This is a genomic window from Streptomyces parvulus (assembly GCF_014648855.1).
Taxonomy (GTDB): Bacteria; Actinomycetota; Actinomycetes; order Streptomycetales; family Streptomycetaceae; genus Streptomyces; species Streptomyces parvulus.
Window position 1 is genome coordinate 200,289 of sequence record NZ_BMRX01000013.1, and the last position, 14,517, is coordinate 214,805.

Sequence of the window (14,517 nt, forward strand, 5' to 3'; positions counted from 1 at the left end):
CGGGGCGCTAGGCCGTCGCGTCCACCAGGGCCAGGTCGTGCAATCGGTCCGGGGGGCCGGGGCGGGCGTAGTACCAGCCCTGGGCCGTGTCGCAGCCCAGTATCCGCAGCTGCTCCGCCTGGGCGCCGGTCTCCACGCCCTCCACGGTGACCGCGAGGTCGAGGCTGTGGGCCAGGGCCACGATGCCCTCGACGATCTTGAGGTCGACGGGGTCGGCGGGGAACCGCTGCATGCTCTGGGTGAACGAGCGGTCCAGCTTGAGGACGCTGACCGGCAGCCGGCGCAGGTTGGCGAGGTTGGAGTAGCCGGTGCCGAAGTCGTCCAGGGCGATGTCGACGCCCATCTCGGCCAGCCGGCGCAGCGGCTTGAGCAGGTCGTCGTCGGCTCCGATGAGCGCCGACTCCGTCACCTCCAGGCACAGCGCGTCGGGCGCGACCCCGGCCCGCTCCAGAATCTCGACGGTGTCCTGCACCAGGCCCGGGTGGGTGAGCTGGCAGGGCGAGAGGTTGACGTTGATGCGCAGCGGGCCGGCCGCGGTCGTCTCGCCGTACCGCTCCCGCCAGGCGCGGGCCTGGCGTACGGACTGCTCCAGGACCCAGCGGCCCAGCGGGACGATGAGCCCGGTGTGCTCGGCGAGCGGGATGAAGCGGTCCGGGCCGAGCACCCCGTGCTGCGGGTGCAGCCAGCGCACCAGCGCCTCGGCGCCGCGCACGCTGCCGTCGCCGAGGTGGACGAGCGGCTGGTACTCGATGAAGAACTCGCCGCGCTCCAGGGCGGCCGGCAGCGCGGTGGTCAGCCCGTGCCGGGTGATGACGCGCGCGTCGGCCTCCGGGTCGGCCAGCTCGAAGCGGTTGCCGCCCGCCGACTTCGCCCGGTACATCGTGATGTCGGCACTGCGCAGCACTTCCGCGGGGCTGCGTTCGCCGGCCGGGCCCTCGACGATGCCGATGCTGCCGCGCACGGTCAGCTCCCGGCCGTCGACGCTGATCGGGGCGAGCAGCGCGTTCATGATGCGGCCGGCCAGTTCGTCGACCTCGTGCCGGGTGTCCGGGCCGGTGGTCAGGGCGACGAACTCGTCGCCGCCCAGCCGGGCGACCATCTCGCCCGGCGCCGTGGCGCAGGCCTGGAGCCGGTCGGCGACCTCCACCAGGAGCCGGTCGCCGGCCGCGTGGCCGAGGCTGTCGTTGACGGTCTTGAACCCGTCGAGGTCGAGATAGCACAGGCCGAAGCGCTGCCCGGGCCCCGCGTTCAGGGCCTTCTCCAGCCGTTCGAAGAAGAAGCTCCGGTTGGGCAGGCCGGTGAGCGCGTCGTGCGTGGCCTCGTAGCGCAGCCGCAGGTTGAGCAGCCGGCGCTCCGTGGTGTCCTCCATCAGCGCCAGCTGGTACTGCGGGGTGCCGTCGGCGTCCCGCAGCAGCGAGACGGTCAGGTTGGTCCACAGGACGGTGCCGTCCGGCCGGTAGAAGGCCTTCTCCACGTGGTAGTGCTCGCGCTCGCCGCGCACCAGCTCGTCGTAGAGGCGCCAGGTCTGCGGCGCGTCGTCGGGGTGCGTCCACTCGGTCGCCCTGCGGCCCCCGAGCGTCGGGTCGGCGATGCCGAACATGCGCATCAGCGCGTCGTTGACCTGGAGGACGTTGCCCTCCAGGTCGGCGATGCCGATGCCTATGGCGGCGCCCTCGAAGACCGCGCGGAAGCGGGCCTCGCTGGCGTGCAGCGCCTCGGCCACCACGCCCTGCGCCTTGAGGGCGGCCTGCGCGATGGCCTCCTGCTCGGCCAGGGTCCGGGCCCGCAGCGCGCCGGCGTACCCGGCGGCCATCGCGTGCTGGAGCCGCGCCGACCGGGCCCGCAGGCCCTCGGGGTCGCCGTCCTCGCCGCAGTAGAGCACGAGGTAGGCGTCGACGCAGTCGAGCGTCCGGGCGAGCGCCTCGGGGTCGGTGCAGTGGGCGTCGACGAGCGCGGCGCCGACCGCCCGGGCCTCGGCGGCGTCGAAGGCGCGGGCGCGCAGCAGCTCGCTCAGCCGGCGGGCCAGCGGCAGCAGTTGGGCCTCGAACTCGGGCCGGGTGGACGACGTCGAGGTCACCGGGAAGACGGCCCGGCTCCAGATGGTCGCGAACCGGCGCAGTCTGTCCTCCGGCCCGTCCGGCTCCGCCCTCACGCCGTACGTCCCACGCCGGCGAACCCGGAGAACGCGTACGGGTCCTCGTCCTCCGGCGAGCCCTCCGGCCGCCAGCGCGGCATCGGGACCAGTCCGGGTTCCACCATGTCGTACCCCTTGAAGAACCGCGCGATGTCCTCGCGCGAACGCATGATCAGCGGATTGCGGATGTCCCGGTACACGTCCACCGCTCCCCCGGCCCGCTCGGCGGGCAGCGGGATTCCCTCGTACGAGGCGTGCGTGAGCACCAGCAGGCTGCCGGGCGCGAGCGCGTCGCTCAGCTCGGCCACCGCCGCGTACGGGTCGTCCGCGTCTTCCACGAAGTGCAGTATGGCAACCAGCAGGAGCGCGACCGGTCGATTCAGGTCGATCAACCGCCGTACCTGGGGACTGGCCAGGATCTCCCGCGGCTTGAGGAGGTCCGCGGCCACCACGGCGGCGTCGTCGTCACCGGCCAGGACCGCCTCGCTGTGGGCGACCGCCACCGGGTCGTGGTCGACGTACACGACGCGGGAGCCGGGGCGGGCGCCGCGGGCCACCTCGTGGACGTTGCCGAAGGTCGGGATGCCGGAGCCGATGTCCAGGAACTGGTCGACGCCCTCCGCGGCCGCGAAGCGCACCGCGCGGCGCATGAACGCGCGGTTCGCCTGCATGACCTTGGGGAGCCCCGGCATGAACTCCATGGCGCGGCGCGCCGCTTCCCGGTCCACCTCGAAGTTGTGCGAACCGCCCAGGTAGAAGTCGTAGATCCGGGACACGCTGGGCACCGAGATGTCGATGCTGCGAGGTGCCCAGGCGGGACGCTCCATCCAGTTCTCCCACGCGTAGCCGGTCCGGTGTTCGAGCAGAGGCTACTGATCGTCCGCCAAAGGAGCGAGCCCAAACGGAAATTGACCGTCCGTTCCCGGTCACTGCCTGCGGCACATGCTCGGCACCAAGGCACATCAAAGCGCACGAACAGGACCGTCCCCTCCGCCTGGGTACGGAGGGGACGGTCCGCTGTGCGCGCGCCAGCTACTTCTTCGGCGCGCCGACCGGCTTCCCGTCGGGCTTGACGGCGTACCAGGTGCCGCCGACACCCTGGCCGTTGGTGTCGCCGGCCTCCTTGTCGCCGGCGAAGGTGTAGATCGGCCAGCAGTCGATGGTCTGCTGGGCGGCGCCGTCGGGCCGGGTGAAGCTCATCAGGCCCTTCTTCTCGACGCCCTTGGTGTCGTCGGCCTCGACGGGTGCCACGACCGGCCACTTCTCCAGGCAGTCGCCGGTGCAGGCCGACACGGGCTTGGGCCAGGCCTCGTCCTTCATGAAGCGGTAGACGGTCATGCCGTTCTTGTCGACGACGATCTCGCCGAGCTTCGGGTCCTCGCGGGTGGACAGCCCGGCGAGGTCGGCCGCCTTGGCCTTCTTGCCGTCGGCGGCGAGCGCGAACCACTTGCCGCCCACGCCCTGGCCCTTGGCGTCCCCGGCGGCGGTGTCCTTGGCGTAGCGGTAGGCGGGCCAGCCGCCGATCGTCAGCTGCTTGGTGCCGTCGGGGCGGGTGACCTCGCCGAGCAGGGACTTGTCGATGCCCTCGCCGGCGAGGGCGTCGTCGGCGGCCACGGGCGGCCAGGCGGTGGCGCAGTCGTTCTCGCAGGTCGTCTTGGGCGGCTTGGCGGTGTCGGCGTCGAAGCGGTACAGGGTGTGGCCCGCGCCGTCGGTGACCACCTCGCCGATCTCGGCGTTCGCGGTCACGGACAGCTTGCCCGCGGGCTCCGGCGCGCTCGCCGAACCCTGGGGCGCGGCCGAACCGTTGCCGATGCCGTCGCCGGCCCCCGCACCGATGTCGCCGACGTCGCCGGGCGCGGCCGTGGCTCCCACGTTCTGGCTGCCGGTGGGGGCGCCGCCGTCCTGGCCGCACGCCGTCGTCAGCGCCAGCACCACCGCAGCGCTCGCCACGAGTGAGGCGCTCCGCCAGGAGGTCTTCATCGTCAATCCCCGATCATCGCGAAGGTGTTGCGGCCCCCTTCTGGGCCGCCGCACGACACTGGGTACGCACGGGGGTGCCGGTTGTGTTCAACGCGGCGCGGGATTCTTTGCGGCCGCCGCCGTCCGCGGCGTCGTACACGGGTGCGGGGTTGCGCGCGGGCGGTCCGGCGGCGGTCAAACCGCTGGTCGGCCGGTGTCCCTCCTTCGGGGCAATCGCGGCGCACTCGGGCGTGGCCCGCCCCGCCAGGCTTCATGATCTGCGTCGTGCATGGACCCGAACCGACCCGATCCGCCGCAGGCGGACGGGTGTTGGCCCTGGTGACGCTGACGTTCACGCTCGTCGGCGTGCCCGTCGGCACGGCGCGGGCGGACGCCTGCGCCTACGCGTCGACCGGACCGGACGGCACGCACGCGGTGGCGGTGGCCGGGAGCAGTGCCTCCTGGCCCAGCTTCCCGCCGTGCCCCAAGCCCTCGCCGCCGCCGAAGCCGACACCGCCGCCGACGCCCACGCCGACCCCCGAGCCGCCGCCCCCGAAGCCGACTCCTCCGCCGCCTCCCGCGCCGAAGCCACCGCCGCCACCGCCGGCGCCGAGACCGGAACCGCCGCCGCCACCCCCGCCGCAGCCGGCCCCCGTACGTCCGGTGCCGACGCCGACACCCGCACCCACGCCCAGCCCCGTCCCGAGACCGGCCCCTCCCCCGGCGCCCGCGCCGTCGGCCACGCCCGCGCCGCGTCCGTCGCTGAGCCCGGTGCACTATCCGCGCCACCGCGCGGCCCGGCCGGCCCCGCGGTCCACGCGCGGGGCCACGTCGCCGCTCGTCTTCGTCCTGCTCATCACGGTGCCCGCGGTGGTCGCCGTCGCCGCGCTCCGTGCGCGCTGAATCCTGGAGGCCTCTCTTGCCGGAATGGCTTGTTCTCACCCTCGCGATGCTGGCCGCCTGCGTCGTGGTGGTCATCGTCACGCTCCTGCGGCACCGCGCGGCCTCCGACGACGAGGACATCACCGAGACCCCGGACGTCATCGAGTACATGACGATGTGGATCGGAGTGGTGTACGCCATCGTCCTGGGCCTGGCCATCGCCGGTGTCTGGGAGGCGCGCAGCGCGGCCCAGGACCACGTGCAGACGGAGGCCGTCGCGCTGCACGAGATCTCGGAACGCGTCCGGGCCTACCCTCCGGACGTCCGTGACCGCATCCGGGAGGATGTCAACGCCTATGTCGGACACGTCGTCACTACGGAGTGGAAGTCCATGGCCGACAGGGGCGAGGTGACCGAGCGCGGGACCGAACTGCTCGACCGGGTCCGCGCCGACGTCACCGACTACGAGCCGCGGTCCGACTTCGAGGCCCAGGCGTACCAGCCGCTTGTGGACCAGGTGGCCGCGGCGGACCAGGCCCGCAGCAACCGTGCGCAGTCGACGGGCGCGACGATGCCGGGGGTGGTCTGGTTCGGGCTGATCGCGGGCGGGGTCATCACGATCGGGATGGTGTTCGCCCTGCAGATCCGGCGCACGACGCGCGAGCTGGTCCTCGCCGGCATCTTCTCCGCGCTGATCGCCTTCCTGCTCTTCCTCATCTGGGACTTCGACGCCCCCTTCAGCCGGGGGGTCGCCGCGTCCACCGATCCGTTCCTGAGCCTCTTCCCCGACGTCAAGGGCTGAGCCGGGAGCGGGGACGGTGACGGCGCGGGCGTGGACGACACGCCGTCGCCGTCCCCTGAGCGGCCCACACGATTGCCCCATTCGCGCGACTGCGATCGCGTCCGCGCACGCCGTTTCCTAGCGTTTCGGACATCGAGGTGCGTTTCTGGCGCGAGCGGAACAGATCCGCCGCCGCTCCTCGGGGACCCGGAGGATTCACGATGCGCGCGATACCCGTCGCCTCGGTCGCACTGCTGGGGGTCGCCGCCCTCTCCGCCTGCGTGCCGGCCGGGGCAGCCGTCGGCGGCCACGGCTCGACGTTCGGCTTCACCGTCACCCCGTCGACCGTCGCTCCCGGCGGCGAGGTCACGCTGGGGGTGGGCCGCACCGACGCGGGCTGCCGAGGACGGGTGACGGTCACCTCGCCGGTGTTCGACACGGTCACGATCCCCCGGGACGACTACTCGGCGACGGCGCGGGTCGACCGCGAGGCCCGGCGCGGGGCGGTCTACCAGGTGACGTTCGCCTGCAAGAACAGGACCGGCACCGCGGACCTGACCATCGCGGGCGGTTCGCACCACGAGCGCCCCGAGACGCACCACCCGAAGGGCGTGCACGCCGGTGAGGGCGGCAGCATCGCGGGGCTGGACGTGAAGCAGATCGGGCTCGGCGCCGCGCTCGTCGTGGGCTCGGTGGGCGTCGCCCACCACCTCGCGCGCCGCCGCTCGGGCGAGGACGGCGCCTGACCCCCTCCCCACGCGATCCTCACCGTGCGCACATTCGCCCCGGATCCTCCTCGGATCCGGGGCGAAACGCCGTGCGCGTACGGACGGGAACGCGTCAGACGCGCCGCTCGGAGCGGCGGCGCAGCCAGAACAGGCCGCCGCCGGCGACGGCCGCCGCGACGAGCCCGCCGCCGATGGCGATGTCCGTCGAGGTGGCCCCGTCGGAGCTGCTGCCGCCGATGCCGCCGCGGACACCGCCGATGACGGTGAAGGCGGCCGGGCGGGTGAGCCGCCTGCCCGAGCAGTTCACGGTGATGTCGTAGGAGCCGGGGCGGGCGTCCTCCCTGATGGTGGCGGTGCCCCTGGACGTCTCGTTGGCCCCCCTGACCGGGGTCAGGTGGGTGGTCCGGAACGCGTCCGAGGTCATCGTGCCGCCCTGCGGGCAGCCGTCGACCGTGACGGTCATCTGGCCGCCGCGGGCGATGACGCTGGGCAGGGCGACGATGTTGCTGGGCTGGTTGTGGTCGCCGCCGGCGGTGGCCGTGGGGGCGGCCAGTCCGAGGACAGCGACGGCGGCGCCGGCTGCCGCGAGGGCACGAGTGTTACGCATGTGATCCTCCGCGGAAGACGCCCCGGGTCCCGTTCCCGGTCGATCGGCGAGAAAGCGCCTCCCAGAAAGACCCTCAGTTGCCGTGCGCGGGGCCGCATTTCGGGAATGGTCCGTACCGGTGACGGGGCGGGACGGGCCGGTACCGCGCCGGTGGATATCGCCGCAGGTCACGCACCGTCAGAAATTTCCGCCCGGCCGCATCCCGGATGGCTCACGCCGGGGGCCGCCCGCCACCCGTTCGCCGCCGCCCCGTCGCCGGTCCCGGGCACGGCGCTTAGCGTGCTGGTATGCGCGGATGACCGGGCGACGGCCGGGTCGAGAGGGGATGGCGAATGTACGACTCCGAGTTGGCCGAAGAGGAGGAGCGGCACAGGAGGCGCGCTCCCTGGGGTGTCATAGCGCTGGTCCTGCTGACCGGGCTGGCGCTCATCCGCAACGGCTCGGGGGAGTTCGACGTGGGCCCGCCGCAGCCGGCGTCCGCCGCCGCCTCGGACACCCGCACGGCCGGCGGGAACGGCGCGGCCAAGGGCCTGGCCCCGCTGGCGTACTCGGTGCCGGACCGGGTCGCGATCCCCGGCATCCAGGTCGACGCACCGGTCATGCCGGTCGGTCTGGACGCGGACGGCTGGGTGGACGCGCCGCCGCCCGAGGACCCCAACCTGGCCGGCTGGTTCACCGGCGCGGTCGCCCCCGGCGAGAAGGGCACCGCGGTCGTCGTCGGCCACGTGGACAACCAGCAGGGCCCGGCCGTGTTCTACGGGCTCGGGGCGCTGAAGAAGGGGAACAGGGTCGAGGTGCACCGCCAGGACGGGAAGACGGCGGTGTTCGAGATCTACGGCATCGAGGTGTTCGAGAAGAACAACTTCCCGGGCGACCGGGTCTACGCCTCGAAGGGGAGTCCGGAACTGCGGGTCATCACCTGCGGCGGCGGATTCTCCAAGCAGAACGGCTACGACGGGAACGTCGTCGCCTTCGCCCGCCTGGCCGAGGTCCGCTGAGCGCGGTCCCCGGCCCGGCGGGCCCGGCGGGGGTCAGACGTGGCTCCGCCGCGGGACGGTGAGGTGGTAGCCGTCGTCCAGCAGCCGGGGCAGGTAGCGGCGCAGGGCGCGCACGCTCTGCGACCGGTCGCCCCCGGCGTCGTGCGAGAGCACCACGACGCCGGGGGCGGCGCCGTCCTCGACCCGGTCGACGATGGTGCGGGTGCCGGGGGTGGTCCAGTCGAGGGTGTCCACGGTCCAGGCCAGCGGTTCCATGCCCAGGTCGGCGCCGATCCGGAAGGCGTTGCGGTTCCACGCGCCGTAGGGTGCCCGGAACCAGCGGGGCGGCTCGCCGCAGGCCTTGTCGACGACCTCGCTGGTGCGCTCCATCTCGGAGCGGATGCGGCGCCGGGAGAGGCTGGTCAGCAGGGGGTGGGACCAGGTGTGGTTGCCGACCACGTGTCCCTCGTCGGCCATCCGGGAGATCAGGTCGCGGTTGAAGTCGGCCATCTCCCCGCACACGAAGAACGTCGCGCGCACGTCGTACTCGGCGAGGGTGTCCAGGATGTCCGGCGTGTAGTCGGGGTGGGGCCCGTCGTCGAAGGTGAGGAGCATGGTGCGGCCCCGGCCGGTCATGCGCAGGATCGGCTCGCTGCGGACCGGTGGCCGCCCGGGTGCGGCGCCCGGCGCGCCGTATCCGGTCAGGGGCTGCAGACGGTAGGCGGAGGGCTTGAGCGGGCTGCGCCCCGGGGCTCCGGGAGCGGGGGCGGCCGGCCGGGCGGGGCCGTCCGGGAGGCCCACGGCGAGTGCGCCGGCGGTACCGGCCGCGGCCGCGCAGGCGGCGCCGGCGAGCAGCCCCCGGCGCGAGAGCAACTGATCCTTCTTCATGACTCATCACTCGCCCGGCCACGTGCCGCCGCACCTGAACAACACCGGTGCGGCCGTACGGAACCACCCGCCCGGCCCAAGATCGTCCAGGACTCCGATAGCCTCGCCGCGTGACGGAACAGCACTCCCATCAGTTCGAACGGGGCACGGACGGGCCGAAGGTCATCGTCGCCGGTGTCGACGGCTCCGACTCCTCGCTGAGGGCGGCCGCCTACGCCGGCGGCCTGGCCCGGCGCCAGGGTGCGCTGCTCGCGGTGGTGTACGTGCAGCCGATGCTGGCCGGGGGCGCGGCGCTCGGCGCGCCGGTGGCGGAGACCACGGACGAGATCGCCGAGGAGCTCGTGGCCCAGATCCGGGACGCGACCGAGCGGGTCAAGGGGATATTCGACGTCCGCTGGGAGTTCCACACGTTCCGCGGCGACCCCTACAACGGCCTGGTGGCGACCGCCGACCAGCTGAAGGCGGACGCGGTGGTGGTGGGCGCCTCCGAGCAGGCGGGCCACCGTTTCGTCGGCTCCGTCGCGGTGCGGCTGGTGAAGGCGGGGCGCTGGCCGGTGACCGTGGTGCCGTAGCGGCTGCCGACGCGGCGTGCGTCGCGGCTTCCGCAGCGGACGGGTGTGCGCCATCATGATCCACCGTCAGCCGTTTGCCGTTCACGAAGAGGTGAGGCGCATGGCCCGGTTCCGCATGGGCGAGGGTGTTCTCCGCCGCAAACCCATCGAGTACATCGAGGAGACGGAGAGCGGCGGGGGCCTGGTGCGCTCGCTGGGCTTGTGGCAGCTGACCGCGATCGGCGTGGGCGGCATCATCGGGGCCGGCATCTTCACGCTGGCCGGCACGGTCGCCAACGGCACGGCGGGCCCCGCGGTCCTGGTGTCCTTCCTCATCGCGGGCGTCGCGAGCGCGGCGGCCGCGCTGTCGTACGCCGAGTTCGCCGGGCTGATCCCGAAGGCGGGCTCCGCCTACACCTACGGGTACGCCGTCCTCGGGGAGCTGGTGGGCTGGTTCATCGGCTGGGACCTGCTGCTGGAGTACACGGCGATCGTGGCGGTGGTCGCGATCGGCATCTCCGGATACTTCAGCTTCCTGGTCGGCGAGATGGGCGCGGACCTGCCGAACTGGATGCTGGGCGCGCCCGGTACCGGCGACGGCCACAAGGTCGACCTGTTCGCGGCCGCACTGTGCCTGCTGATCGCCTACCTGCTCACCCTGGGCATCCGGAACGCGGCCCGGTTCGAGATGGTCGTCGTGGTGCTGAAGGTGCTGGTGGTGCTGCTGGTGATCGCGGTCGGCGTCTTCCACATCGACACCTCGAACTACAACCCGTTCTTCCCGTACGGGGTCGGCGGGGCGTTCACCGGTGCGGCGACGGTGTTCTTCGCCGTCTTCGGCTACGACGCGATGTCGACGGCGGCCGAGGAGTCCAAGGACGCCCAGCGCCACATGCCGAAGGCGATCATCTACTCCCTGGTGATCTCGATGGTGCTGTACGTGGGGGCCTGCCTGGTCCTGACCGGCATGCAGAACTACAAGGACATCGACCCGGAGAGCGGCTTCTCGACGGCCTTCAAGTCGGTGGGGCTCGGCGGGCTGGCGGACGTGATCGCGGTGGGCGCCATCATCGGCATCCTCACCGTGATGTTCACGTTCATGCTGGGCGTCACCCGCGTCTGGTTCTCCATGTCGCGGGACGGCCTGCTGCCCAAGTGGTTCGCCAAGACGCACCCGACGCGGCACGTGCCGACCCGGGTCACCTGGATCGTCGGTGTCGCGTCGGCGGCGATCGCCGGGTTCCTGCCGATCGGCGAGGCGGCGGAGCTGACCAACATCGGCATCCTGCTGGCGTTCGTGGTGGTGTGCGCGGCGGTGATCGTTCTGCGCTACCGGCAGCCGGACCTGCCGCGCACCTTCCGTACCCCGTGGATGCCGTTCGTGCCGGCGCTGGGCATCGTGTTCTCGATCTGGCTGATCACGTTCCTCCAGTGGCAGACCTGGGCGCGCTTCGCCGTGTGGTTCCTGGCCGGGCTGGTGGTCTACTTCGGCTACTCGTACCGCAGGTCGGAGCTGGCGCGCCGGTAGAGGCCGGGCGGGTGGCCGGTGGCGATCCCGCCGCCGGCCGGCTACCTGCCCATCACGAGCCCGTCCTCGGCCGCGCCGCGGCTCAGGACGACCTCGCGGATGCGGTCGCGCACCGCGCGCACCTCGGCGCCCTGCTCCAGCGCCCGGTTGAGGTCGACGACCCGCCCGGCGTCGACGTCGAACAGCTGCGGAAGGAACTCCGCCTTCGTCACCCGCCAGCGTTCGCCGTCCCGGGCGGGCGGGGCGAAGGTGAAGCGGCCGATGGTCGACTGGTTGCCGCGCGGGTCGCGGGCCCCCTCGTCGTTGATCATCTCGCCGGCGATCTGGTCGCCCATGCCGTAGACCACCCAGGTGCCGTTGACCTTCTCGTACGCCTGCGGGACGTGGGCGTGGGTGCCGAGGATCAGGTCGACGTCGGGGCGGTCGCCGGTGCGTGCCGCGGTGAGGCTCTCGGCCAGGGCCAACTGGTCGCCGTCGGGCTCGTCCTGCCACTCCGTGCCCCAGTGCACGGACACCACGACGACGTCCGCGCCGGCCTTCCGGGCGGCCCGCGCGTCGGCGAGGATCCGCTCCTCGTCGATCATGCCGACGGCCCAGGGCTGCCCGTCGGGCAGGGGGTGGCCGTTGGTGTGCAGGGTGTACGCGAGGTGGGCGACGTCGGCGCGGCCCGCGCGCAGGACCGTGGTGGTGCGGGACTCGGCCTCGCTGCGTGCCGTGCCCGCGTGCCGCACCCCGGCCCGGTCGAGGGCGTCCAGGGTCCGGCGGATGCCCTCGGCGCCGTCGTCGACGCTGTGGTTGGAGGCGGTGGAGCAGCCGTCGTAGCCGGTCGCGGCCAGCGCCTTGGCCACCTCGGGCGGGGACTTGAAGAGGGGGTAGCCGCTGTAGTCGCCGTTCGCGCCGTACACCGTCTCCATGTGGCACAGGGCCAGGCCGGCCCGCGCGACGACGGGGCGGGCGCCGGCCAGCATGGGGCCGAAGTCGTGGCCGGTGCCGCCGGCGTCGAAGCGCGCCCGCTCGATGATCGAGTCGTGCGGCAGGACGTCGCCGGAGGCGACCAGCGTGAAGGCCCCGGTGTCCGCGGCGGACGGAGCCGGCGCCGGTCGCTTCGGCGGTTCGTGGTCGCGGGCCTGGCAGGCCGCGCCCGCGGTGAGCAGGGCGGTCAGGGCCAGGGCCACCTGACGACTGCGTGTGATCATCCGTCCACTCCGCTGGGTCGCACACACCGAGGAATAGTCACATTTACCTACAAATAGGTAAGGAGGCTCACGGCGTCCCACGCGGCTCCGACACGCCCATTAGCCCGTCCGGCGTGCGCGAACGGGGTGTGCGGGCCGGTCCGGCCGGATGCCGCGACCGTTCGTCGAACCGTTCGTCGACGCGATCGACCGTCCGTCGCACACCCGTGCGCGCGCCCTGTCCCCCGGCGGCGCCCTGCGATGCCATACGGCCATGACGGCCGGAATCACCCTGACGGACAGGACGAACGGGACGACCGCCGAGCACGAGCTCGCCGCACTGCAGCGCGAGCACGGCCGGCCGCTCTTCGCGCTGCTGCTGCGGCTCAGCGACGGCGACCGGCAGCGCGCCGAGGACCTGGTCCAGGAGACCCTGGTCCGCGCCTGGCAGCACCCCGAGGCCCTGCGCGCCGAGGACTTCGACTCCGTACGGCCCTGGCTGCTCACCGTGGCCCGGCGGCTCGCGATCGACGCGCGCCGGGCCCGCCAGGCGCGTCCGGCCGAGGTCGGCGACGCCGTGCTGGAGAACGCGCGGGTCTGCGCCGATCACGCCGAACGGGCCGCCGCCGCCCTCGACGTGCGGGAGGCTGTGAAGACACTCACTCCGGAGCACCGTGAAGTCCTGGTGCTCGTGTACTTCCAGGGGGCCAGTGTGGCGGAAGCCGCGACGGCCCTCGGCATCCCGCCCGGTACCGTGAAGTCCCGCGCGTACTACGCGTTGCGCGCCCTGCGCAGGGTGCTACCGGGTTACGCCGCCGACCTGCGGTGAAACCGGCCGAATGGTCAAGCCTCCGTAAAGCGCCTTGCCCGGGACCCCGGTTGGGTAATCGGCTGTCCTCATCCGTGTTCCGGACGGGGGCCCTTGACCCGGGTCGGGCGACGCGCACGCACCGGAGGAAGGCAGGAAGGGATGCTGCACAGAGGGCAAGAGAGCACGGGCGGCACCGGTGGGGGCGAACCGACCGTCCCCATGGCGTGGTTCTACGCCGAGTACATCGCCGACGAACTGCTGCGGACCGGCGACCTGATGCCGCCCACGTCCTTCGAGTTCCGCGCCGGGCGCGACGCGCTGGCGCTGACGGTCTTCCTCTCCGACACCGAGAACGAGCTGAGCGGCATCCGGGTCGTCACGCACCTGGAGACGTGGCTGTCCCTGACCGCCTACGACCAGCCCTGGCAGGAGTGGGTGCGCGAGAGGCTGGACGAGGTCACGGCCGACGCGGTCGCCGCGGGCCGGTACTCGCCCGACCTGGAGCTCGCCCGCGCGGCCTGGCGGTGGCTCCAGGAGACCGAACTCCTCGCCCCGGACCTGAACGCGGTGCCCGGCGGCCCCGCGGCGGGCGGGGAGGACGAGGGCCCCAAGGTGTGGACCCCGGCCTGGCAGTTGGGGCTGCCCCTCGGCCATCTCGCCATCCATCTGTTCTAGCCGTCCGGCCGCCTCGCGAAACTTCTCCGGGAGCGGACCAATCCGCGCCCGGAGCGGCTCCGAACACCTTGGTTGCGATTGTGTCGTGGCTTGAGTGATTCGGCGGTCCGGTGCGTACGGGTGGGAGCAAGGAGTAACCCCACCCGCACCCAACGGTACGAGGATTCGGCATGAGGTCCCTGGAAAGGCATCGTGACGTCGGCGCCTACGCGCTCGGCGTGCTGGACGAGGCGGAGGCCTTCCGCTTCGAGGACCACCTCATGGAGTGCCCGCGGTGCGCGACCCAGGTGACCGAATTCGGCCCCGCGGCGCGCCAGTTGATGCTCTACCGCCGGGCGACGCCACGCCTCGTCCACCCCCTGACCAGGCCCGGACCGCGGCTCCTGGACCGGCTGCTGTCCGAGGTGGCGGCCCGGCACCGGGCCGGCCGCAGGCGGGTGCTGTACGCCGTGGCCGCCGCGGTGGTGTGCGCCGTGGCCGCGCCCGGCGCCGTGCTCTACGCGAGCCAGGGCGAGCGGGCGGTGCCGCTCAGCGCGACCGACGAGCGGTCCGGGGTGTGGGCGCGGATCACCGCCGAGGACGAGGCCTGGGGCACCGATGTCGTCCTCGAGGTCAAGGACGGGTCGGGGCCCCGGCCGTGCCGGCTGGTCGCCGTCGGCCGCGACGGCACCGAGCAGACGATCACCAGCTGGAACGTCCCGGGGCACGGCGACGCGCCGAACACCATGCGGGGCGGTGCCGCCCTGCACCCCGACCAGATCGCCCGCTACGAGGTGCGGACCGCGCACGGAGAGCACCTGGTGACCCTGCCGGCCGGCTGA

Annotated in this window: 15 protein-coding genes; 8 read left to right on the forward strand and 7 right to left on the reverse strand. The window is 73.0% G+C overall.

The window, feature by feature from the left end:
* Window positions 1–7: 7 nt before the first annotated feature.
* From rmdA to IE108_RS26020, 4 genes are all read right to left on the reverse strand, one after another.
* Complete coding sequence (rmdA, locus tag IE108_RS26005; RefSeq protein WP_064730986.1) at window positions 8–2,152, reverse strand: cyclic Di-GMP phosphodiesterase RmdA; 2,145 nt, start codon at window positions 2,150–2,152, stop codon at window positions 8–10.
* On the reverse strand, window positions 2,149–2,961 hold the full coding sequence (locus IE108_RS26010; protein ID WP_064730985.1) for an SAM-dependent methyltransferase: 813 nt from the start codon (window positions 2,959–2,961) through the stop codon (window positions 2,149–2,151). Before IE108_RS26010 ends, rmdA begins: the two co-directional genes overlap by 4 nt.
* A gap of 205 nt (window positions 2,962–3,166) precedes the next feature.
* Complete coding sequence (locus IE108_RS26015; protein WP_064730984.1) at window positions 3,167–4,114, reverse strand: SCO0930 family lipoprotein; 948 nt, start codon at window positions 4,112–4,114, stop codon at window positions 3,167–3,169.
* A 380-nt stretch (window positions 4,115–4,494) separates the two neighbouring features.
* Window positions 4,495–4,836 carry a hypothetical protein gene (locus IE108_RS26020; RefSeq protein ID WP_064730983.1) on the reverse strand — a complete coding sequence of 114 codons (342 nt, stop codon included), beginning with the start codon at window positions 4,834–4,836 and terminating at the stop codon, window positions 4,495–4,497.
* Between the two features lie 176 nt (window positions 4,837–5,012).
* Between IE108_RS26020 and IE108_RS26025 the strand changes: the two genes are divergently transcribed.
* Both IE108_RS26025 and IE108_RS26030 read left to right on the forward strand, forming a co-directional pair.
* Complete coding sequence (locus tag IE108_RS26025) at window positions 5,013–5,777, forward strand: bestrophin-like domain (protein ID WP_107420338.1); 765 nt, start codon at window positions 5,013–5,015, stop codon at window positions 5,775–5,777.
* A gap of 200 nt (window positions 5,778–5,977) precedes the next feature.
* Window positions 5,978–6,502 carry a hypothetical protein gene (locus IE108_RS26030; RefSeq protein ID WP_064730981.1) on the forward strand — a complete coding sequence of 175 codons (525 nt, stop codon included), beginning with the start codon at window positions 5,978–5,980 and terminating at the stop codon, window positions 6,500–6,502.
* Window positions 6,503–6,596: 94 nt separating this feature from the next.
* Here IE108_RS26030 and IE108_RS26035 read toward each other — a convergent pair whose 3' ends face one another.
* On the reverse strand, window positions 6,597–7,091 hold the full coding sequence (locus IE108_RS26035; RefSeq protein ID WP_064730980.1) for a hypothetical protein: 495 nt from the start codon (window positions 7,089–7,091) through the stop codon (window positions 6,597–6,599).
* Between the two features lie 332 nt (window positions 7,092–7,423).
* On the opposite strand from IE108_RS26035, the gene IE108_RS26040 reads away from it, so the two are divergent.
* Window positions 7,424–8,089 (forward strand): class F sortase, encoded by a 666-nt coding sequence (locus tag IE108_RS26040; RefSeq protein ID WP_064730979.1) that lies wholly within the window; start codon window positions 7,424–7,426, stop codon window positions 8,087–8,089.
* A gap of 33 nt (window positions 8,090–8,122) precedes the next feature.
* Here the strand turns inward: IE108_RS26040 and IE108_RS26045 are convergent, their stop codons facing one another.
* Window positions 8,123–8,956: a polysaccharide deacetylase family protein gene (locus tag IE108_RS26045; protein ID WP_064730978.1), complete on the reverse strand. Its 834-nt coding sequence runs from the start codon at window positions 8,954–8,956 to the stop codon at window positions 8,123–8,125.
* A gap of 110 nt (window positions 8,957–9,066) precedes the next feature.
* Between IE108_RS26045 and IE108_RS26050 the strand changes: the two genes are divergently transcribed.
* On the forward strand, window positions 9,067–9,528 hold the full coding sequence (locus IE108_RS26050; RefSeq protein WP_064730977.1) for a universal stress protein: 462 nt from the start codon (window positions 9,067–9,069) through the stop codon (window positions 9,526–9,528).
* 100 nt (window positions 9,529–9,628) lie between these two features.
* On the forward strand, window positions 9,629–11,035 hold the full coding sequence (locus tag IE108_RS26055; RefSeq protein WP_064730976.1) for an amino acid permease: 1,407 nt from the start codon (window positions 9,629–9,631) through the stop codon (window positions 11,033–11,035).
* 41 nt (window positions 11,036–11,076) lie between these two features.
* Here the strand turns inward: IE108_RS26055 and IE108_RS26060 are convergent, their stop codons facing one another.
* The gene (locus IE108_RS26060) at window positions 11,077–12,231 is read right to left on the reverse strand and encodes a CapA family protein (RefSeq protein ID WP_064730975.1); all 1,155 of its coding nucleotides are present in this window, start codon (window positions 12,229–12,231) and stop codon (window positions 11,077–11,079) included.
* Window positions 12,232–12,484: 253 nt separating this feature from the next.
* Here IE108_RS26060 and IE108_RS26065 point away from each other — a divergent pair, with 253 nt between their 5' ends.
* The 3 genes from IE108_RS26065 (at window position 12,485) to IE108_RS26075 (ending at window position 14,517) form a co-directional block, all read left to right on the forward strand.
* A complete protein-coding gene (locus IE108_RS26065; protein ID WP_064732066.1) occupies window positions 12,485–13,039 on the forward strand; it encodes a sigma-70 family RNA polymerase sigma factor in 555 nt (184 codons plus the stop codon).
* 141 nt (window positions 13,040–13,180) lie between these two features.
* The gene (locus tag IE108_RS26070; protein ID WP_064730974.1) at window positions 13,181–13,696 is read left to right on the forward strand and encodes a hypothetical protein; all 516 of its coding nucleotides are present in this window, start codon (window positions 13,181–13,183) and stop codon (window positions 13,694–13,696) included.
* A gap of 170 nt (window positions 13,697–13,866) precedes the next feature.
* Window positions 13,867–14,517: a zf-HC2 domain-containing protein gene (locus IE108_RS26075; protein WP_064730973.1), complete on the forward strand. Its 651-nt coding sequence runs from the start codon at window positions 13,867–13,869 to the stop codon at window positions 14,515–14,517.

Excerpts from the sequence above, each read along its gene's own strand:
- IE108_RS26010 (WP_064730985.1), bottom strand. The coding sequence starts at position 2,961 with ATGGAGCGTCCCGCCTGGGCACCTCGCAGCATCGACATCTCGGTGCCC.
- IE108_RS26015 (WP_064730984.1), bottom strand. The coding sequence starts at position 4,114 with ATGAAGACCTCCTGGCGGAGCGCCTCACTCGTGGCGAGCGCTGCGGTG.
- IE108_RS26030 (WP_064730981.1), top strand. The coding sequence starts at position 5,978 with ATGCGCGCGATACCCGTCGCCTCGGTCGCACTGCTGGGGGTCGCCGCC.
- IE108_RS26035 (WP_064730980.1), bottom strand. The coding sequence starts at position 7,091 with ATGCGTAACACTCGTGCCCTCGCGGCAGCCGGCGCCGCCGTCGCTGTC.
- IE108_RS26040 (WP_064730979.1), top strand. The coding sequence starts at position 7,424 with ATGTACGACTCCGAGTTGGCCGAAGAGGAGGAGCGGCACAGGAGGCGC.
- IE108_RS26045 (WP_064730978.1), bottom strand. The coding sequence starts at position 8,956 with ATGAAGAAGGATCAGTTGCTCTCGCGCCGGGGGCTGCTCGCCGGCGCC.
- IE108_RS26055 (WP_064730976.1), top strand. The coding sequence starts at position 9,629 with ATGGCCCGGTTCCGCATGGGCGAGGGTGTTCTCCGCCGCAAACCCATC.
- IE108_RS26060 (WP_064730975.1), bottom strand. The coding sequence starts at position 12,231 with ATGATCACACGCAGTCGTCAGGTGGCCCTGGCCCTGACCGCCCTGCTC.
- IE108_RS26065 (WP_064732066.1), top strand. The coding sequence starts at position 12,485 with ATGACGGCCGGAATCACCCTGACGGACAGGACGAACGGGACGACCGCC.
- IE108_RS26070 (WP_064730974.1), top strand. The coding sequence starts at position 13,181 with ATGCTGCACAGAGGGCAAGAGAGCACGGGCGGCACCGGTGGGGGCGAA.
- IE108_RS26075 (WP_064730973.1), top strand. The coding sequence starts at position 13,867 with ATGAGGTCCCTGGAAAGGCATCGTGACGTCGGCGCCTACGCGCTCGGC.